The following is a 16,460-nucleotide window of genomic DNA, read 5'->3' on the forward strand; positions in this document are numbered from 1 at the left end:
AAAATGGACCAATTGAAAATGCCTAGCGAAGAAAGCGGTAGCGAGGGGTTCAAAACGACCAGAACCGCTGCGCATCGGTACGGCGGCTTCTGGGCAGCCTATTGACCAACCTATTGGGCTCGGCCCAAGACCACGCGCAAGCCCCAGCGACTGGCTCAAGGCTCGGCTAGCCCCTATCCTGTCGCCATGATCAACACCGCCCTCACCCGCCGCCGCGCCGACAATCCGCATGAGGAGACCTGGCATATCTACTTTACCGACGTCCGCATCGGCGCGATCGGCGTGCGCACCGGCGTGCCTGTGCACGCCGATCAATGGGGTTGGTCGGTCGGCTTCTATCCCGGCATGGAGCCAAGCACATGGCGGAGTGGCATAGCCGCCACCTTCGAAGCCGCGCGCGGGGCTTTCGAGACCGCTTGGTCGGATCTACAGCCGAACATCACCCACAATGCCTTCGCCGAATGGCGCCAAGACCGCGACTGGCGCGCCGCGATGGCGGCCAAGCGGGCGCGGAGCGAGAAGCTCGACAGCGAGATCCGGAGCACGCTTATGCGCTGCATCTGCGGGACCACATTCGACAGCTGGAGACCGGCGGAGAGCTACCAGCACCGCGCACATATCACCGCCGCGCAGGCGGCCAATGGGACACGCCTATGAAGCACACCGAAGAACGACCCTATGCAGATCCGGAGGCGGCCGCTCGCAAGCTCGTCGAGCTCGCAGCCAGCGTCGAGGCCGTACAGGACGGCCGAATCTATATCGAGAGGATCAACGCGCCCTTCTTGTTCAAGCTGGAGGGCAGTGGCAGCGAGTTCGGCGCCGGGCTCAAACACGCGATCGAGCGCGGTTGGTTGTGGAAGCACGAAAGCGGCACGTATGTGAAGCTGATGCCGTCCAGTGAAGACCTGCTGGCCCGCAAATAAAGGCGTTCTGAACCTGCGGCACGCATCTGCGCGATCGTCACGGACGCGGCGCCTGGCCGATGGCGGCTGGCGTCTTTTTCGCGTGGATCTTCCATATGACGACTAGACCGAACTGACCCCAAGCTTCGCTGAAAAATCCCCGCTCTCCCTGTACAGCCCCGAAGCCGAAATAACGCACCAGCAAGGGCGCTGTGCAGCGCTGGGACGCACTCGAACTTGAGCTGCGGATGCGCTGACGCCATGAACGGCGGCAAGTAGAGCGCCCGCCCCGCTTTCAGGAGCGGGCCAGCGAGTCGTGGGGTTGTTGTGTTTCCAGTAAAATGAGTAGTTAGCACAATTGAGTATTTCTCAAAATAAATCAGTGAGTTAACGCAGGATATAGAAACCAACCACGACCCTGGTCAGTTTAGACGCCATCACCGCGCGGTATTGTGGCAAACATCGGTGATGAGAACGCGACAATGCGCTCCCGCCTTCCTCTGACGGAAAGGTGCAGCGCATGATCAAGCGTCGCAACCGAACCAAGCACACGAAAACATTTGAAGAGCGATTGGCTGAAGAGGCTGCGCGCTTCAAGGAGGCCGCAGCACAGTTGCCGCCAGGCACCCAGCGCGAGCTCTACCTCAGACGAGCCCGCCAGGCCGAAACGGCCTCACACATCAACGAATGGTTGACGTCGCCGGGGCTACAACCGCCGACCGCGTTGGAGAGTTTGCAGGCAGGAAGACAGGCGAAGCGAGATCGAGGCGCATCGGACTAGAATCCGGGTGCAAGTTGTCGCATTGAAAAGAAAATGGCGGAATCCTTCGGTAATAGCTTCACCGTCGTTCAAGTGACTGCGGACGACACAACAACGCAAATTTGGATCGCGCTCGCTAAACCGAGCCAAGCGCTGACGTTGGTGCTCGCCGCCGTGCCTGAGGGATGGATTGCGGAAGTATTGAGTGTCGCGATAACTTCCAAGCAGCAGCGACTATTCGAAGGGCTTAAACTACAGCCCGGGGATGTTCATAGAGTTGGATGAGTGAGGCTCGCTACGTAGGCCTGCGCCGTTCGCTTTCGGCCTTATTCACCGCCCTTAAAAGCTCTTCGATGTAGGCGGCGATGTCGCCAATCTCCGCCCGCACGTCGGTCTCCGAGATGCCCTGCCCTTTGGCAACCTCGACGAGACGCCGCGTCAGTTCCGCCACATCCTGCGACGCTCCCGCAGTCTGGTACTGCTCGACAGCATGGATGCTGTTCTCGACCCAGAAATCTATGAACTCGCGAGCGCTCTCTGACATGTGACGTTCCCTGCCGGCAGGCCATTGGTGTCCACCACCGCGTGAATCTTGCTCGTCAGGCCCCCTCGTGAGCGACCCATATCTTGATGATTGTTGTCGGCAATGCAGGCTCCGTGCTGGTGCACGCGAACGACCGAGGTATCGATCATTTGCACCGCCGCGTCACGACCGGCGGCCAGTGCATCCATGATCCGGTCCCAGACGCCAGCCCGCCGCCACCGAACGAAGCGATTGTAACAAGTGGTGCGGGGACCGTAGTTCTCCGGCAGGTCGCGCCATGGCGCACCTGAACGCAGGACCCAAAAAATGCCATTGAGCACGCGACGGTCATTTACGCGCCGAACGCCGCGCGGCTTGTTCGGCAGCATGGGTTTGATGGCGGTCCATTCGTAATCGCTGAGTTCGTAGCGCATGATTCCAGGCTCCGGTTTTCGGAGCTTGAATCACGTCTCGGGCAGCGCCATCAACCGGCAACGCTCCGTGGGCGTGCCACTAATGCTCTGAACTTACTTCCGCTTTCGGCGGTATAGCGGACTTGACCGGACTTACTCCTGGCTCGACCCGGTCGCGAATGGCCCTTACCGGACATCGGCAGCCGCTTGAACCTTAGTGTCCGCATCGCAGACGTAGCAACGAGCGGGATTTTTGGAAGTCGCCCAATTGTCTGCAATTGGTGCGACATGACGCGGCTCGTATTGGAAAGACCGCGCAGTTTGAACTAACGCATTTTGAGGAAATCGCGGCGCTAATTTCTTGTTTTCTTAGAGAAATTGCGATGACGAACTTGCCCTTGAAGGCCGCAAACTCGGCGACGACATTGATCGTGCTACTGGTCTCGCACTTGGCAGCGCACGCGCACGATCCTAACCGCCCCGAACTAAATCACTGGTTCGAGAGCCTCAAAAGTGGCAAGGGGCCATGCTGCTCAAACACGGACGGAATAGCAGTCGCCGGCCCCGATTGGGAGAGCAAGGGCGACGGATACCGCGTCCGTTTGTACGGACAATGGTGGGATGTGCCACCGGAAGCGGTGATTGTCGGACCCAACCTCACCGGACGGACCATTGCGTGGCCCGTGTATGAATATATCGATGGCATGCCAGCACGCGTGACCGATATTCGCTGCTTCATTCCGGGTCCCATGATGTAATTCAAAATCAGCAACATCAGTTCCGCCCGTGGCCCATCGCGTCAGTTGAGCAAGCCATGAAGTCCAGCCAAGCGCGAAGTAACCCGCAGCGGCCCGGTCGGGAGCGGGATTGACGCATGAAAAGCGCGTCTCCCAAGCGACCAGAAGCCACGCCCGCCGACGAGCCGTTAGTTCGCTACTTGAGCGCGCGCCTGTTTGACATTGCGTGAGACGACGCGATCGTAGGCCGATATAGCGGCATCGGTCGCCAACTCAACCATTTCGCGATAAGCAGCGTCGTTCGTTTGAGTGAAGCTTTCGCGGATTGCTCTGGCAAGCTGTTCGTCTGATACGGCGTCTCCAGGGGCCGCTCGTCCCGTGAGTCGGCTATACAGATTCAAGCGATACACGTCGCCGGCGATTTGCCAGGCCCAATCCTCCAGTCTCAGTTGTTGAACCACCAGGCCGACCCCTTGCTCTACGCGCAGAAAAATTGGGGTTAGTCGACACTGGGCATCGAAAAAACTAACTCAGGTTAGAAAAAAATCTGTCCTACAAATTCAGGTGGAAGCGGCCGCTTCAGGGGCTAAAGACGGCCGCCCGTTCACGCTGGCGGGCCGATCAGCCCCGTCACAAGATAACATCCAGGGGAATGGTGCACACGCCTCTGCCATCATCGTCACTGACGAAGATCGAATAGCGATGGCCGACCAGTTCCGGGCGAGTTTCGCGCAGTGACCGAGCAAGCCTGATTGCCTCTATCTGTGCGTCCGTTTCGCTCGGCAGGTCATGCGATCCAAAATCCGAGACAAAGTGGGAATTGATGAGCTTGAACGAAAACAGCGGCATGGAACATGATGTCCAACGGATGCCAAAGCGAAGCCCCCGCCCACCGTTAGAGAGCGGGGGCTCGCGGATGGATGGCGCGAGGCTCGCGCGAACGAGGTGTCGCACCAAGGACCCGCAGAACTATGAACGCCCTTGCGCGCCGATCGTGGAGCACAAATGTTGTGCAGATTGCGCAAAAAGAAGCCCGCCGGTACGGCCTACTCCAGAACGTCGTATTGAATGCGGCCATCGGCCTCTATCTGCTCCTCGAAAGGCCGCCTAGCCTCGGCCAATAATTCACCGTTTCGATTTTCTAGGAAATAGCCGGTCGCGAATAAAGCGTGATGTTGCCGTCAGGCGCACCGCACGTGGCTTTTGCCACACGGCGCGGTCGATCTCTTTCTTGTCGCCGATCGCGAGCCTGCCCCTGGCGCCCTTGGCGATGAAGATCGCGTCGCTCATCTTGCGACCGGAGCGCTTATTCCTGGCCGTCACTTCCTTCCACAGGCTGATCCTGCCGAGCTTCAGCTTGGGCAGCTCCTCCTTGATCTCCCGCCGCAGGCAGTCCTTCTCGGACTCGCGCGAACGCTTCCGGCCGCCCGGGAACATCCAGAGGCCGTCCGACCGCCGCCTCACCAAAAGAACTTTGCCACGTTTGGCTGCAACGAGCTTAGATGCCTTTGCCATTTCAGCTGATGAGCCTCCATGAAGAATCGTCAGCAATTATAGCTGGATGGCCCTTTGTTCCAAACGGTGCCTACCGATACCCCATGCCACCGATTGGCCCTTTGGCGTTCCAGTTGAAGTCCGGACGTACGTCTGCGCGGCGCCCGCCGCAGGCGGAGCCCACGGCGCCACAACCGAACTGCCCAGTACCGCCCCGTCGGTAGCCCTAAATCGAAACTAAACGGCTGTTCCAGCACACTTAAGGAAAGGTGATGGGATTGGTGGGTGCCGTGTAGTCCAAGAACGAGCGCGTTGAGCTGGAAATGCGGATACTCCGCTATCGGCAAATAGCCCGGCGCTTTGCTACAATCCAGAGCCGGCCGAGCGCATCAAAGACCTAGTTCGGGAACTGGAAAACAAGCTTCGCGAGATCGACGAGTAAGGCCGCCTCAGTCGGAGGCCCCTCGGTTGCCGGTGGCGGACCCTAACACATCGTACTCGAAGGCCACCCCCTCGGGGTCGTTCTCATCAAGCCAATCCTTGGCAGCGTCTTCGGTCGCAAAGATCTTGAGGTGCTCGACGTCACCGATCTGTTTCGCGGTGTTCACGTAAACAAAGACGCTTATTGATTCCTCCCTTGGGACGGCCCGCGTGCCTGCACCTGTGGTGGCGCTGGCGCCCTGCCCGGCCTACAACGTGACTGAGCGAGGGTGAAGTGCCGGCATGCCAGAGGGCTTTCGCGTGGAAGTCGACAAGGACGGCTGGCGACACTGAGGTGCCTTGTGACAGTTCAGAACGAAGCTCGGCATGAGTATATGCCAGACCTCGTGCCCTGAACGACTTGGGCGGCCGTCCCTTAGGCCCCCCAAATTTACGCTGCTCCCCGAGGTCTGTCTCCGTTCGGTAGGACAGCATCGATTGTGTGCTTGAGCGCATCCGGCGTACAGGGTTTGACGAGCACGGGCATTTGTTCAAATCCGTCGGGCAGACCTGCACTTCCGTACCCGCTCAAAAAAAAGAAGGGCAGCCCCCGGCCCCTCACTACCTCGGCAACTGGCTGCACGTTGATTCCTTGCAAATTGATGTCGAGGATCGCGAGATCATAGCTCTCGCGTTCTGCAAGAGGTCGCGCTTCATCTACGCTTCCCGCCTCGGCGATGACTCTGTGCCCCAACTCCTCAACCATCGCGACAAGCATCATTCGAATGAGCGCTTCATCTTCGACAAGGAGTATCGATGCTTGCGTCATGACTTGCCTCAATCCCTGCTCGGACCGGCCACCGAGAGCCCATTAAGGAGCTGAGAGATCGCAGTCGTAAGCTGCACCGGCGCAAAGGGTTTCTGGAGCATTATGCTGTTGGGAACACCTTGTGCCGGCGATTCGTGGGCTGCTACGCCCGACATGTAGACTACGGGAAAATTGGGATCGACATCGCGTGCCGCCCGCGCGACCTCCCAGCCGCTGAACCTTCCCAAGAGATTGATGTCTGTGACAAGGGCGCGGTAGGCGACAAGCCGCCCCTTGAGCAGCGTCACCGCTTCCTCGCCGGTCGTGGCGATGGCGGCCTCAAAGCCCCCCTCGCTCAAAGCATCTTCGACGATGCCCTGGATCGTAGCGTCGTCTTCAATCACCAGGACTATAGGTAGCATTTCGGCAAAGTCTCCCCTGGCGCACGAGCACTGGATGTTACAAAGTGCACACAAGGAGAAAGTTCCCGAGCTACCGGGAAAATTCGGCAAACTCCAGAGACGATGGTTCAGTCCCTGTCAGAGGATCTCTTGGCCTTAGCTTTTTGACGGAGGAAGCTGACCTCCAGTTCTTCGCCGTTGACCCGGTCGAGCTGACAACGGCGGTAGGCCAGTCCGGTGGAGGAAAGCAGAAGAAAGAACTCGTTGAAGGTCAATCCCTCAATCGAGGTCTCAACTTGAAGTCTGGCTCCGACGTCTGAAACATCCTTAAGCATGCAGGCGCGACGCCAAGTGCCGTCGATAGCCATCATCTGCGCGGGCAATGGAGGCTCGAAGGAGACCCAGCGGCCTTCTTGCTCTTTTTCTGTCGGCATTTGGCAAACCCGAACCTATCCCGCCTTGTACCCCAACCAACTAAGAGGACGTAACTAATTCGGGAAAACTTGGCAATTTTGAAATACGAACAGCGCCCGTGAAGTTGCAAGCAGGCCAGTGCCGCCTTACTTCACCTCCATTGTCTGCTCGTTCCTCGCGAGAGACGCCAGTCTATCCAGTTGGCCGGCCAAACCGACATAGGTTCGGGCGATGTTTCTCAGTGCGGTGGCGCGGTCCTTGGAGATGCCGCTCGCGGAAGAAAGTCTCTTGTAGTGGTCAGAAAGTCTCTTGTAGTGATCCGCATGTTCGCGGCACTCAGCAATGTTGTGGTCGAGGCGGCCGGCCGGCACGATCGAGGGCGAGGAACGCATACGTTACTCCGATATGACAACGGTGTGAGACGGCCCCGCTAATCCCGGCGGAAAATCTGGCCCCGCTCGGCCGCGAGCGCGAGCTCAGTCCATTCGCGCGCAAGCTTCAACCAGCCTTCTCGATCGACCTGGTCGAGGCTCCGAGCCGCCTCCTCGCGACAGGCCGTCGCCTCCGTGAAAAATTGCTGAGCGGAGGCGGCCATCTTATCGTAGTGCGACAACTTCCCGGATAGCTTGGTCTTCATCGATGCCTCGGCGCATAACCATGCAACACAGACGGTTCGAAAACCCGTGGAATTGCCACTTGTTCCCGCGCCAAATAAGTACGGCCAGCGCCTAAGGTCGGATACAAGCCAGTGCCCATTTTTGGAATGATGGTCCCAATAGGAACGACGAGCGCGGGCAATTATTTGAGTCGTCGCTGGCTCGCCGGCAGAGCTGGCGCAGCGGCCTCGGCCTACCCCCTTGACCCCTGCAGCCGGGGCCGTCTCTTCGCCATTATCGTACACCCGGCTCGGCGGCCTCGAGCACGAGAAGCCCGCCACAGTTGCCTGGCGGCCTTCTCGCAACGACTGATCTCCCAACCGCACCGGCGGTTCGCGCCAATTCGGCAATGACGAACTAAGGCCCCGCGGAGCGTCACTCCGCGGGGCCTTGGCTCTTAAAAGCCTACACGCCTTGAGCGATCAGTCGATGATTTTCACGACCCGGCGCGTGCGCGGTTCGACGATGACACGGCGGTCGTTCACAACCGCGTAGCGATACTCGGTGTAGTTCGGCACGGGGCGCAGCACCACGGTCGGGGGCAACGGTTCGCCGACGACGACGCGCTCGTGGATCACGACGGAATCGTCGCGCGGGATTCCGCCGAGCACGGCATTCGGAATTTCGAGGCCGGCACCGACGGCCGCACCGACGGTGCCGCCGACCATTGCGCCGATCGGTCCGCCGATGTCGCCACCCGCGCGCGCGCCGTCCCTGGCGCCCTGTTCGGTCGTCGACTGGGCAAAGGCTGCACTCGACGCCAGCAGCGACACGGCAGCCAGCGAAATCGCTAGACGAGTTCTCATGTCCACACTCTCCAGTGTTTGTTGATGCGCCGACAACCGCGGGGCTGGAGCATTGTTCCGGTTACCCATGATGAAGGGCACGTCAAATCCCGGAGACTGTTACCGGGTAACAGTTCAGGTCGCTGCGATCTCGTGTCCCGCCATCAGTTCCAGTGCGCGCACCATCGCGGAATGATCCCAGGCCTTGCCGCCATGCGCGGCGCAGGACGAGAACAATTGCTGCGCCACCGCCGTGCTCGGCAACGACAGGCCGAGCGTGCGCGCCTACCGGGCCGACAGTGCAACGCCGCCGGCTAAATCAATCCGCCCGAGCATCGAGCGAGGTCTCGAACGCCCAGGGCCGGTGCAAGTTGGCGGCTGTACCGCTAGTCTCAAAACAGAACGCTGCCGGGCTCGAAATACCTGTCCCGGCAGCGTCTCATTCTCAAACTGAGCCCTGAAATCTCAGTTAGCCCTGAATTCTGCAATGCCTGTGCCACAGGTTTGTGACCGCGCCGGTTGCCGACATTTCCCGGTTTTGGCACAATCTGCGTAGCCGCTCGTTCTGGTTGAGTGTAGGTTTCCCTTTCAATCGGAGGGGTGACACCATGACCGAACGACTTATTCAGGCAGGCATTGTCACCGTAGGCACCGTGAACGCTGGCCTAGTCGTTTGGTTGATCCTGTCGCTTTGAGCCGTCTCAAGGGGCCGTGAGTGCGAGCGGGCCACGGTGTGCGGAAAAGTGCGCTTAGGTCAAAGTTGCCTCCTTTTCCCAAACAACCATTCACTACAGGTTGCATAAGCAGGGGACGCTTATGGATTGGGCGGAACGAACTTATCGGTTCGGCTTTGTCGTGCTGTCGATCTTCAGTGCTTTGGGGTTGGTATGGATGATTTTATCGTTGTGGACCCGTGCTACGCGCGGCGTTAGCCCGTATCGTGCGGTTAGGTCTTGGTGCGTGTCGTTCGCTTGGATTGCGCTTCTCGCGTTTGTTGCCTACGCGATCGCTAAGCTGCCTTGGTAACGCCTTAGGCAAATGCAGGCGCTCAACCCAACGGCCTTTTCTTTGTGCTCAGCGAAGCCACCAGCACCGCTGCCAATAAGACCCAACCGACGATATCGACAGCAGTCATAGAACCGTACCTTGAGATTATGGGGGTAGTCCCTCGGCCCCGAGAAGGGTTCAAAATCTTCGTGTCATCGTTGGCGCGTGCGGTCGCTAGTTCGTGACTGGAAGCGAAGTCAGATGCTGGTGACGCATTTTGCCTGGGAACATCGCACCCAATCGTAGAGGCTCCGAATGCGCGGGCTGGCGATCGTGGGTGTGCAAAAGGAAAGATCCGATGTGGCGATTCAGCCACAGCAATAGAGATCAAGACTTGGGCTGGAACGTCCGGACGGAGCCCGGCTTGTGTTCCGCGACGGTCTCTGTCGCAAGACCAGAGCCTGTCCGGAGGCCCCAGCATCATCATGCCCCCCGGCCCGATGCTGGGGCCGTTTATTTTTTGCGAGGCGCCGATTGGACGAGACCTGGAGAGTGGTGCTGGCGATTGGTGCGACGGCTATTGTCGCCGGTGGCGCCTTCCTTGCCATCCGGTTTATCATCGGATTGCACCTTTGATTTCGATCCGGTGCATGAGCGCGAGCTACTGCCTGTCGTGGGTGTGAAGGCCGATTGCACAGGAAGCGCGACCGGCAGCGGCTCACGACCTCGATTTGGACTTAGGAAGTTGGGGGTCTAGGGCGTTTGGGATGATGGGTCATTTGGTTCTCTGCCAGGTCCGATTATCAGGCGGTAGCTGGGACCCGAGCAGAATGCCATTTTTCAATTGTCTCGCCGCAGACGGCGCACTCGAAACTACTGAACTCTCGCTCGCAGGCCATGCGTTCGGTACGGCGATAAACCGCACTTGCACGCGTGTGTCCCCACGGCCCCGTCCCGAAACCGAAGAATGCTCGTGCTTATTTAACGAGCCGCTATGACGGCTCAGGAACCTTCTCAGGTACGGAGCATTTTCAAGTCGCTTCTGGCCTATGCCCCGTGGGTCGGAAGCTAAGTGAAAGCACGGCCCCAGCTTGCCAATGGTTGGGGTCGTAGCTTTTTGGCGCCAAGGATCACTCAGAGAGCGCGAGCAGTGTGGCGCTGCCTATGTCGGAAGGCATACAGACCCGATTGCCGAATCTTCCTAGACCTCAGTAAACCTCGGCGACCCCATTACCGCCAAGGCTTCCAACGGCTCTGGCATCTAGTTGTGCTGGGGCCGTTTTCGCGACCTGTAACAACGCGCGCGAGCTACTTCGGTCGTGGTGGGGACAACGCCCGCCGTTTCACACTGGCGGGCCACCTGCACCAATGAATCGACCCCAGGCCGGGGACAGCATCTAACGGCCAAAGGTCCGGATGGTTTTGGCGGATACGGTGTTATCTAGATTGATGCTTGAGATGATCCTGATCACGCTGAGTACAGGCCTCGTCTTGATCGCGGCTATCGTCGCAATCTTCGAGGGCGTGGCTGAGGTGGAGCTTCGGCGGCGATTGAGCGAGTACCTCGGTTGACGACCTCTTCGCCCCGCCCGTCCAAGCTGGCGGCCTGTTCTCGGTTGCCCGGAACGTTCTCACAGCGCTTTTGGTACTGGCCTGTTTCCGACCTCAGTGGCCTAGTTTGAAAACCGCAGTGGCCTAGTTTGCCTTAAACCTCGGCTTTCTGCGGCTCGGTAGATTGGTCTAATATGGGGTATGCCGATCGATCTTAACGACTATTACATCGCCACTTCTCGCACGAGTAGCAGTCCCGAACGGTGGGGTTGGGAGATATGCCGGAAGAGCCAACCGTTGGGCATTAAAATGACCGCAGACGGTTTCCAGTCCGACACTGCCGCTCAATTTGCAGGAAAGAAGGCGCTGGCCGAGTTTCTTTCTGAACTCGAAAAGGAAGACAGGCGTCTGCGGAGAAAGTAGGGCCGCCTCACCTGGCGGCCTTAACCGAACACCGAGCCGCGCGGTAACGCCGATCGCCAACCCTAGCGGGCTCGCTTGGTGGTTTTCTTAGCTTTCTTTTCGACCCGCACGCCTTTGAATTTTGTCGCGGCTTTCTTCGCTGTTTTCGGCTTCTTCACAGCCATGAACTCGCCGGACGTCCTGTCGCGTTTGGTATAGCCGGTAGCGCCCCCGATCGTCGTTTTGGTCTGCGAGCGTTTCTTCACCGCGCCCTTGCGGGCGTTGTCGCCAGTCGGTTTATTGACTGCCATGTTACCTCCGCTGACTGCCCTCACTATAAGGCGCAGCTGTGACAAGCAGTTCCAAGAGCTGGAACGAATTGGCCCAGTTCAAATTGAATCCCGGTTAGTTGCGTGAGTTGCTTATGCGTCAATTCCGATGGCTTTTGTCGATCGCTCCGAACAGCGACGAGACTATCTACCTGGTCGCAGACAACTCCGGCCGCAATGGCAGCGCATGGTGCAAAGCAGACTTGGAGCGGGCGGTGGAAATCGTCATCCAGGATCTGCTTACCGGAAAATATCGCCAGCCGATCCGGGTAGTCGCCTTCAACACGGCCGAACGCTGGTCGGAAGATGTTTCCGAGGACATTGCCCGCGAGATCCAGCGTCGTTGCAATCTTCAACTGACCGATGTGCCGTCGAATCTGCGCGAGTTTGTGGATCGCTACTCACCACAAGACCTGCAGCAATTCAGTCTTCGCCTGGTGTAACCGTGGCGTTTCAACGAAAAAAGCCGGAAGCGCTGGGCGTCAAGGCGCCCTTCCCCGGCTTCATCGAGCCGGCCCTGGCAGCCTCGATCGACCGCGTGCCATCCGGCGAACGTTGGATTCACGAGATCAAGTTCGACGGGTATCGCGTCCAGGTGCATCTCGCCAACGAAGCAGTGAAGATTTTCACCCGCCGCGGTCACGATTGGACCCGCCGCTTCAAGAAGGTCGCCGACGACGCCTGGCACATTAAGGCGAGCTCGGCCATCATCGACGGCGAGGTCGTGGTGCCGGCCGCCGATGGCAGCACCGATTTCTCCGTATTGCAGAACGAGCTAAAGGGCACCTCGAACAAGATCGTGCTCGTCGCATTCGACCTGCTCTACCTCAACGGCCGCGATCTACGGAAAGTCCCCCTGCTCCAGCGCAAGGCCGCGCTGAAGAAGATCATCGCCGGCAGCGACGTCCAATTTAGCGAAAGCTTCGAGATCGACGGCCGCGAGATGTTCACGCACGCCTGCAAGGTGGGGCTCGAAGGCGTGGTCTCGAAGATGCGTGACAGCATCTACGCGAGCGGCCGGGGCAACAATTGGGTCAAGAAGACCTGCGCCCAACGCGAGACGCTGACGATTGCCGGCTTCGCGCTCGATGATGGCAAATGGGACGGCATTTATCTCGCACGGCGCAAGGGCGACGACCTGATCTATGCCGGCAAGGTCGACCACGGCTTCGATAAGACATCGGCGGCCGAGTTGCATAAGAAGCTTCAACCGCTCGTCCGCAAGACTCAGCCATATGCCAAGCGGATCGCGCACAGGGGGATCTGGGTCGAGCCGAAGCTGCTTGCCGAGATCGAATACCGCGCCAAGTCCGCCGAAGGGAAGGTGCGGCACCCGTTCTTCAAGGGGTTGCGCGAGGACCTATAACGGCGGCGATCGGTGGCCAAATTTTTTTCCACGCCCTCTTGAAACCAAAACCGGCTTTGCTAATTTTTTTGTCGCCATCTGACGATGGCGTCCGGGCGCCTGACGGGCCCGGGCCAAGAGACGGGCACCGGTTGTGTCCGGTGCCGCTCGTAGACATCTTGCTCTTAGGAGGATTTGGCTATGCGCACCTACGATTTTGCCCCGCTCTGGCGCTCGACCATTGGTTTCGACCGCCTTTTCGACCTCGCAGAAGTGGCTCAGCGGGCCAGCGAGGACAACTATCCACCCTATAACATCGAACGTCTGGGCGACGACCGCTATCAAATCTCTTTGGCGGTTGCGGGTTTTGCGCCCGAGGATATCGTCATCACCGCCGAGCAGAACGTGGTGACGGTCGAAGGCAGCAAATCCGACAAGACCGAGCGTGATTTCCTCTATCGCGGTATCTCGCACCGCGGTTTCAAGCGGCAGTTCAACCTCGCAGAATATGTTCAGGTGAAAAGCGCCGCGTTCGACAACGGCTTGCTGACCATCGAACTCGTTCGCGAGGTCCCGGAAGCCATGAAGGCCCGCCGGATTGCGATCGGCGATGTCTCGGCCGGCAACATGCGTAAGCTGGAAGCCAAGGCTGCCGCATAGTGCTGCTGCCCTTGGAGCCGTGCGGCGCATCGTGCGGCTCCATCCATTCGTCAATGAAAAGGAGAGGACCATGCGGCCGACGACCGCCGATGACAACGTTTTCGACTTCAACGCCCTGCTTCATCCCGGCACTGTGTTTGAAACACCCCGAGACGTCGTGAAGCATCCTTGCCTGACAAAAGCGGAGAAACGCGCCATTCTGGCCTCATGGGCGTCAGATGCATCCGCCATCGCCTCGTGCCCCTCTTTGCGCGCGCCGATCGCGCACATCGCAACAACATCAGCCGCTATCGCCGGCTGCTGCGCACTAAGCTCTCCACTCTGGAGCGACAGTATATTGAACGGCGACTTTCCGAGGAGGAGGCTGCTCTGCAAAGCCTTTCCGCTTCGACCTTCCCGATCGTCCTCAAGGAGCCACGGCCTGGTCGACCACTGCCAACGAGAGGTTTGCTGCTCGTGCCGCAGGATGACTTCACGCTCTAACTGAAAGAGGCCGCCAACCGAGGGGTCTTACTTCACGTCCATCGGGTGTGCGGGCGCTTCTTGACGCGCCAGTACCCGACCAACGCGCGCCACTCGAAGGCGATGACTATGATGCCCATCAGAGCTGTACCGAGCCCTGCCATTATCAAAATCATTTGGAGCATCGAACCACCCGCGTGACATGTCGATGTTCCTAAGTATCAAAGTGAACAAATGTTCCGAACTCTCATCTGGGCGGCTGCAGCCGGGGCCGTCTCTCCGCCCTTGTCGATCGGAATAGCGTATGCGTTCGTCGCCCTCGATCGTGCCGGCCGACCGCCTCGATCGCGACATCTATCTGGTGCTTGAAGACTTCGGCGCACGTGCCGGTTGCGCCTGGCGCGAGACGGATGAGGCGGACACCGGCCTCGAGACCGTCCTGCAAAATCTCCTATCGCTAGAGCCATCCCGGTCCCGATGGAACGAGAACCGGCATGCTCTCAGTCTTTCGTGAAGGCGCGTGAGCCTCAGGCTTCCTTGAAGCGGTAGCCGACGCCGTAAAGTGTCTCGATCATCTCGAACTCGTTGTCGACCACCTTGAACTTCTTGCGCAGCCGCTTGATGTGGCTGTCGATGGTGCGGTCGTCGACATAGACCTGGTCGTCATAGGCGGCGTCCATCAGCGCGTTGCGACTCTTCACCACGCCGGGCCGGGTCGCCAGCGCCTGGAGGATCAGGAATTCGGTGACGGTCAGCGCCACCGGCTCGTTCTTCCAGGTGCAGGTGTGCCGTTCGGGGTCCATGCGCAGCAGGCCGCGGTCGAGCGCCTTGGCATTGTTCTCCTTCGGCGCGACGGTCGGGTCCTTCGGCGCCGAGCGGCGCAGCACGGCCTTGACGCGCTCGACCAGCAGGCGCTGCGAGAACGGTTTGCGGATGAAGTCGTCGGCGCCCATCTTGAGGCCGAACAGCTCGTCGATCTCTTCGTCCTTGGAGGTCAGGAAGATCACCGGCAGGTCGGATTTCTGCCTGAGACGGCGCAGCGTTTCCAAGCCGTCCATGCGCGGCATCTTGATGTCGAGAATGGCAAGATCGGGCTGGGTGGTGCGGAAGCCGTCGAGCGCGGAGGCGCCGTCGGTGTAAGTCATGATGCGGTAGCCTTCCGTCTCCAGCGCGATCGAGACGGATGTGAGAATGTTGCTGTCATCGTCGACCAAAGCGATTGTGGGCATGAGCCTCTGCTTTCTGCTTTCCGTTTGGGTCGTGGCTTTAAACGGCGAGCAATCCACTGATGTGCCGCACACATGGGTGCCGAAGTCGGCGGTCGAACCTTGTCGCCGAGCAATGCAAGCTGGGCTGAGGTGTGACCAAGTTCTACAAAGCGCGGCAGATTCGCCCCGTTTCGCCCCTTAACCTGACCCCCATTTACCCGAAAAAAGACCTCCCTTGCAACCACCTGACCCTAGAAAGCTGATGCAACCGACCTCCGATTTCGACGCTCGGGCCAGTACGCCTATCCGGTCCGGATTGTATCCTTCAACCCCGTCGAGGGGCGCTCGCGGGATGCGACTTCCGAAGTCGCCGACGCGCTGGCCCAGCGCGCAGCCGACACCACGCCGAGGTCCCGTCTGCATTGCAAGACTTCATCGCCACTAACACCACAAGGCGCTTCGACATGCAGTTAGCGCTGCCTTTGCGCGGGCTCGCCTGATGTCCAGCGACGAAAAGCCGCTGGCCCGTGGCAGCGCTACAACGTGCGTCAACTGTGACGATCACGGCCGGGTTTGCGAGAACCACCCGGACCGCCCTTGGGACGGCCCACGCCACGAAATCAAATATGACGGCTATCGTCTGCACGTCGAGCGCCAGGGCAAGACCGTGCGTCTCTTCACCCGCAACGGGCACGACTGGACCAAGCGATACCCCTGGATCGTCGAGGCCGCGCCGAAGAACCGCGAGCAGCAATTCGCCATCGACGGCGAGGCTGTGGTGCTCGGCGTCGATGGCGCCTCGGACTTCAATGCCCTGCACTTGCGCAAGCATGATCACGAGGTTCAGCTCTATGCGTTCGACATCCTCGCGCTTGGCGGCGAGGACCTGCGCCAGCTGCCATTGAGACCGATCTGGCGCGGCTGCTCCGCGGCCGGCCTGATGGCATATTCGTCGCGCCGTTCGAGGCTGCCGAAATCGGCCCGGATCTATTCGCCGCCGCCTGCCGCATAGGCCTCGAGGGCTTGGTCTCGAAACGCCGCGACCGGCGTTATGGCGCCGGCCGCTCGAAAGACTGGATCAAGGTGAAGAACCGGACCCATCCGGCAATGACGCGAGAATTCTGAGCGTTCGGTCGCGCGCCTCCTGCCCAATCGGGGCCCAGCGGTTCAATTGCCCCTTTCCGTCCATCCCCTTTCTGGGCC

At 59.6% G+C, this 16,460-nt stretch carries 25 protein-coding genes and 3 pseudogenes; 13 read left to right on the plus strand and 15 right to left on the minus strand.

Going from position 1 to position 16,460, the window contains the following annotated elements:
* The first annotated feature begins 186 nt into the window (after positions 1-186).
* The 4 genes from AB7008_RS31260 to AB7008_RS31275 all read left to right on the plus strand — a co-directional run bounded on the left by AB7008_RS31260 (position 187) and on the right by AB7008_RS31275 (position 1,947).
* Positions 187-657 carry a hypothetical protein gene (locus tag AB7008_RS31260; RefSeq protein ID WP_441260039.1) on the plus strand — a complete coding sequence of 157 codons (471 nt, stop codon included), beginning with the start codon at positions 187-189 and terminating at the stop codon, positions 655-657.
* Positions 654-923 (plus strand): hypothetical protein, encoded by a 270-nt coding sequence (locus AB7008_RS31265; protein ID WP_441260040.1) that lies wholly within the window; start codon positions 654-656, stop codon positions 921-923. The genes AB7008_RS31260 and AB7008_RS31265 overlap by 4 nt, the downstream gene beginning before the upstream one ends.
* Positions 924-1,422: 499 nt before the next feature.
* On the plus strand, positions 1,423-1,683 hold the full coding sequence (locus tag AB7008_RS31270; RefSeq protein WP_441260041.1) for a hypothetical protein: 261 nt from the start codon (positions 1,423-1,425) through the stop codon (positions 1,681-1,683).
* A 33-nt stretch (positions 1,684-1,716) separates the two neighbouring features.
* A complete protein-coding gene (locus tag AB7008_RS31275; protein WP_441260042.1) occupies positions 1,717-1,947 on the plus strand; it encodes a hypothetical protein in 231 nt (76 codons plus the stop codon).
* 10 nt (positions 1,948-1,957) lie between these two features.
* Here the strand turns inward: AB7008_RS31275 and AB7008_RS31280 are convergent, their stop codons facing one another.
* Complete coding sequence (locus tag AB7008_RS31280; RefSeq protein WP_441260043.1) at positions 1,958-2,206, minus strand: hypothetical protein; 249 nt, start codon at positions 2,204-2,206, stop codon at positions 1,958-1,960.
* A gap of 14 nt (positions 2,207-2,220) precedes the next feature.
* A pseudogene (locus AB7008_RS31285) lies at positions 2,221-2,619 on the minus strand (IS5 family transposase); the annotation flags it as partial.
* Between the two features lie 362 nt (positions 2,620-2,981).
* Between AB7008_RS31285 and AB7008_RS31290 the strand changes: the two are divergent.
* Positions 2,982-3,356: a hypothetical protein gene (locus AB7008_RS31290; protein WP_071917231.1), complete on the plus strand. Its 375-nt coding sequence runs from the start codon at positions 2,982-2,984 to the stop codon at positions 3,354-3,356.
* 167 nt (positions 3,357-3,523) lie between these two features.
* Here AB7008_RS31290 and AB7008_RS31295 read toward each other — a convergent pair whose 3' ends face one another.
* The 11 genes and pseudogenes from AB7008_RS31295 to AB7008_RS31345 all read right to left on the minus strand — a co-directional run.
* Positions 3,524-3,796 (minus strand): hypothetical protein, encoded by a 273-nt coding sequence (locus AB7008_RS31295; protein ID WP_441260044.1) that lies wholly within the window; start codon positions 3,794-3,796, stop codon positions 3,524-3,526.
* A gap of 169 nt (positions 3,797-3,965) precedes the next feature.
* The gene (locus tag AB7008_RS31300) at positions 3,966-4,184 is read right to left on the minus strand and encodes a DUF6894 family protein (RefSeq protein ID WP_441260045.1); all 219 of its coding nucleotides are present in this window, start codon (positions 4,182-4,184) and stop codon (positions 3,966-3,968) included.
* 276 nt (positions 4,185-4,460) lie between these two features.
* Positions 4,461-4,850: an NUDIX hydrolase gene (locus tag AB7008_RS31305; protein ID WP_212455092.1), complete on the minus strand. Its 390-nt coding sequence runs from the start codon at positions 4,848-4,850 to the stop codon at positions 4,461-4,463.
* A 428-nt stretch (positions 4,851-5,278) separates the two neighbouring features.
* Positions 5,279-5,437, minus strand: a complete 159-nt coding sequence (locus AB7008_RS31310) for a hypothetical protein (protein WP_223153896.1) — start codon at positions 5,435-5,437, stop codon at positions 5,279-5,281.
* Positions 5,438-5,700: 263 nt separating this feature from the next.
* Positions 5,701-6,078: a response regulator gene (locus tag AB7008_RS31315; RefSeq protein ID WP_071910694.1), complete on the minus strand. Its 378-nt coding sequence runs from the start codon at positions 6,076-6,078 to the stop codon at positions 5,701-5,703.
* A gap of 8 nt (positions 6,079-6,086) precedes the next feature.
* On the minus strand, positions 6,087-6,479 hold the full coding sequence (locus tag AB7008_RS31320) for a response regulator (RefSeq protein WP_071910693.1): 393 nt from the start codon (positions 6,477-6,479) through the stop codon (positions 6,087-6,089).
* 107 nt (positions 6,480-6,586) lie between these two features.
* Positions 6,587-6,892 carry a hypothetical protein gene (locus AB7008_RS31325; protein ID WP_441260046.1) on the minus strand — a complete coding sequence of 102 codons (306 nt, stop codon included), beginning with the start codon at positions 6,890-6,892 and terminating at the stop codon, positions 6,587-6,589.
* A gap of 126 nt (positions 6,893-7,018) precedes the next feature.
* Complete coding sequence (locus AB7008_RS31330; RefSeq protein WP_014494419.1) at positions 7,019-7,264, minus strand: hypothetical protein; 246 nt, start codon at positions 7,262-7,264, stop codon at positions 7,019-7,021.
* 38 nt (positions 7,265-7,302) lie between these two features.
* On the minus strand, positions 7,303-7,509 hold the full coding sequence (locus AB7008_RS31335) for a hypothetical protein (protein ID WP_038937313.1): 207 nt from the start codon (positions 7,507-7,509) through the stop codon (positions 7,303-7,305).
* A 441-nt stretch (positions 7,510-7,950) separates the two neighbouring features.
* The gene (locus tag AB7008_RS31340) at positions 7,951-8,334 is read right to left on the minus strand and encodes a DUF1236 domain-containing protein (protein WP_212455055.1); all 384 of its coding nucleotides are present in this window, start codon (positions 8,332-8,334) and stop codon (positions 7,951-7,953) included.
* A 114-nt stretch (positions 8,335-8,448) separates the two neighbouring features.
* A pseudogene (locus AB7008_RS31345) lies at positions 8,449-8,598 on the minus strand (NAD-binding protein); the annotation flags it as partial.
* 2,454 nt (positions 8,599-11,052) lie between these two features.
* On the opposite strand from AB7008_RS31345, the gene AB7008_RS31350 reads away from it, so the two are divergent.
* Entirely contained in the window at positions 11,053-11,274 is a 222-nt protein-coding gene (locus AB7008_RS31350; RefSeq protein WP_038937311.1) for a DUF3622 domain-containing protein, read from the plus strand.
* Positions 11,275-11,336: 62 nt separating this feature from the next.
* Here AB7008_RS31350 and AB7008_RS31355 read toward each other — a convergent pair whose 3' ends face one another.
* Positions 11,337-11,564, minus strand: coding sequence for a hypothetical protein (locus AB7008_RS31355; protein WP_038937310.1), 228 nt, complete (start codon positions 11,562-11,564; stop codon positions 11,337-11,339).
* A 113-nt stretch (positions 11,565-11,677) separates the two neighbouring features.
* Here AB7008_RS31355 and AB7008_RS31360 point away from each other — a divergent pair, with 113 nt between their 5' ends.
* The 6 genes and pseudogenes from AB7008_RS31360 (at position 11,678) to AB7008_RS31385 (ending at position 14,563) form a co-directional block, all read left to right on the plus strand.
* On the plus strand, positions 11,678-12,025 hold the full coding sequence (locus AB7008_RS31360) for a hypothetical protein (RefSeq protein ID WP_071911134.1): 348 nt from the start codon (positions 11,678-11,680) through the stop codon (positions 12,023-12,025).
* 2 nt (positions 12,026-12,027) lie between these two features.
* Complete coding sequence (ligD, locus tag AB7008_RS31365) at positions 12,028-12,948, plus strand: non-homologous end-joining DNA ligase (RefSeq protein WP_441260047.1); 921 nt, start codon at positions 12,028-12,030, stop codon at positions 12,946-12,948.
* 180 nt (positions 12,949-13,128) lie between these two features.
* The gene (locus AB7008_RS31370) at positions 13,129-13,587 is read left to right on the plus strand and encodes an Hsp20 family protein (RefSeq protein WP_212455059.1); all 459 of its coding nucleotides are present in this window, start codon (positions 13,129-13,131) and stop codon (positions 13,585-13,587) included.
* A gap of 70 nt (positions 13,588-13,657) precedes the next feature.
* Positions 13,658-13,846, plus strand: a pseudogene (locus AB7008_RS31375) (hypothetical protein); the annotation flags it as partial.
* The gene (locus AB7008_RS31380; protein WP_376707392.1) at positions 13,756-14,070 is read left to right on the plus strand and encodes a hypothetical protein; all 315 of its coding nucleotides are present in this window, start codon (positions 13,756-13,758) and stop codon (positions 14,068-14,070) included. The pseudogene AB7008_RS31375 and the gene AB7008_RS31380, both read left to right, overlap by 91 nt.
* Before the next feature lie 283 nt (positions 14,071-14,353).
* Positions 14,354-14,563 carry a hypothetical protein gene (locus tag AB7008_RS31385; protein ID WP_208089621.1) on the plus strand — a complete coding sequence of 70 codons (210 nt, stop codon included), beginning with the start codon at positions 14,354-14,356 and terminating at the stop codon, positions 14,561-14,563.
* A gap of 13 nt (positions 14,564-14,576) precedes the next feature.
* On the opposite strand, the gene AB7008_RS31390 is transcribed toward AB7008_RS31385, so the two are convergent.
* Positions 14,577-15,278: a response regulator transcription factor gene (locus AB7008_RS31390; RefSeq protein ID WP_208087477.1), complete on the minus strand. Its 702-nt coding sequence runs from the start codon at positions 15,276-15,278 to the stop codon at positions 14,577-14,579.
* 478 nt (positions 15,279-15,756) lie between these two features.
* Between AB7008_RS31390 and AB7008_RS31395 the strand changes: the two genes are divergently transcribed.
* Complete coding sequence (locus AB7008_RS31395) at positions 15,757-16,269, plus strand: ATP-dependent DNA ligase (protein ID WP_441260048.1); 513 nt, start codon at positions 15,757-15,759, stop codon at positions 16,267-16,269.
* Positions 16,270-16,460 lie beyond the last annotated feature (191 nt).

The sequence above is a fragment of the Bradyrhizobium sp. 521_C7_N1_3 genome, from assembly GCF_052075975.1.
In the GTDB taxonomy this organism is placed as follows: domain Bacteria; phylum Pseudomonadota; class Alphaproteobacteria; order Rhizobiales; family Xanthobacteraceae; genus Bradyrhizobium; species Bradyrhizobium japonicum.

Coding starts and splice junctions, on each gene's coding strand:
- AB7008_RS31260 (WP_441260039.1), top strand. CDS start 187: ATGATCAACACCGCCCTCACCCGCCGCCGCGCCGACAATCCGCATGAG.
- AB7008_RS31265 (WP_441260040.1), top strand. CDS start 654: ATGAAGCACACCGAAGAACGACCCTATGCAGATCCGGAGGCGGCCGCT.
- AB7008_RS31270 (WP_441260041.1), top strand. CDS start 1,423: ATGATCAAGCGTCGCAACCGAACCAAGCACACGAAAACATTTGAAGAG.
- AB7008_RS31275 (WP_441260042.1), top strand. CDS start 1,717: ATGGCGGAATCCTTCGGTAATAGCTTCACCGTCGTTCAAGTGACTGCG.
- AB7008_RS31280 (WP_441260043.1), bottom strand. CDS start 2,206: ATGTCAGAGAGCGCTCGCGAGTTCATAGATTTCTGGGTCGAGAACAGC.
- AB7008_RS31290 (WP_071917231.1), top strand. CDS start 2,982: ATGACGAACTTGCCCTTGAAGGCCGCAAACTCGGCGACGACATTGATC.
- AB7008_RS31300 (WP_441260045.1), bottom strand. CDS start 4,184: ATGCCGCTGTTTTCGTTCAAGCTCATCAATTCCCACTTTGTCTCGGAT.
- AB7008_RS31305 (WP_212455092.1), bottom strand. CDS start 4,850: ATGGCAAAGGCATCTAAGCTCGTTGCAGCCAAACGTGGCAAAGTTCTT.
- AB7008_RS31315 (WP_071910694.1), bottom strand. CDS start 6,078: ATGACGCAAGCATCGATACTCCTTGTCGAAGATGAAGCGCTCATTCGA.
- AB7008_RS31320 (WP_071910693.1), bottom strand. CDS start 6,479: ATGCTACCTATAGTCCTGGTGATTGAAGACGACGCTACGATCCAGGGC.
- AB7008_RS31325 (WP_441260046.1), bottom strand. CDS start 6,892: ATGCCGACAGAAAAAGAGCAAGAAGGCCGCTGGGTCTCCTTCGAGCCT.
- AB7008_RS31330 (WP_014494419.1), bottom strand. CDS start 7,264: ATGCGTTCCTCGCCCTCGATCGTGCCGGCCGGCCGCCTCGACCACAAC.
- AB7008_RS31335 (WP_038937313.1), bottom strand. CDS start 7,509: ATGAAGACCAAGCTATCCGGGAAGTTGTCGCACTACGATAAGATGGCC.
- AB7008_RS31340 (WP_212455055.1), bottom strand. CDS start 8,334: ATGAGAACTCGTCTAGCGATTTCGCTGGCTGCCGTGTCGCTGCTGGCG.
- AB7008_RS31350 (WP_038937311.1), top strand. CDS start 11,053: ATGCCGATCGATCTTAACGACTATTACATCGCCACTTCTCGCACGAGT.
- AB7008_RS31355 (WP_038937310.1), bottom strand. CDS start 11,564: ATGGCAGTCAATAAACCGACTGGCGACAACGCCCGCAAGGGCGCGGTG.
- AB7008_RS31360 (WP_071911134.1), top strand. CDS start 11,678: ATGCGTCAATTCCGATGGCTTTTGTCGATCGCTCCGAACAGCGACGAG.
- AB7008_RS31370 (WP_212455059.1), top strand. CDS start 13,129: ATGCGCACCTACGATTTTGCCCCGCTCTGGCGCTCGACCATTGGTTTC.
- AB7008_RS31385 (WP_208089621.1), top strand. CDS start 14,354: ATGCGTTCGTCGCCCTCGATCGTGCCGGCCGACCGCCTCGATCGCGAC.
- AB7008_RS31390 (WP_208087477.1), bottom strand. CDS start 15,278: ATGCCCACAATCGCTTTGGTCGACGATGACAGCAACATTCTCACATCC.
- AB7008_RS31395 (WP_441260048.1), top strand. CDS start 15,757: ATGTCCAGCGACGAAAAGCCGCTGGCCCGTGGCAGCGCTACAACGTGC.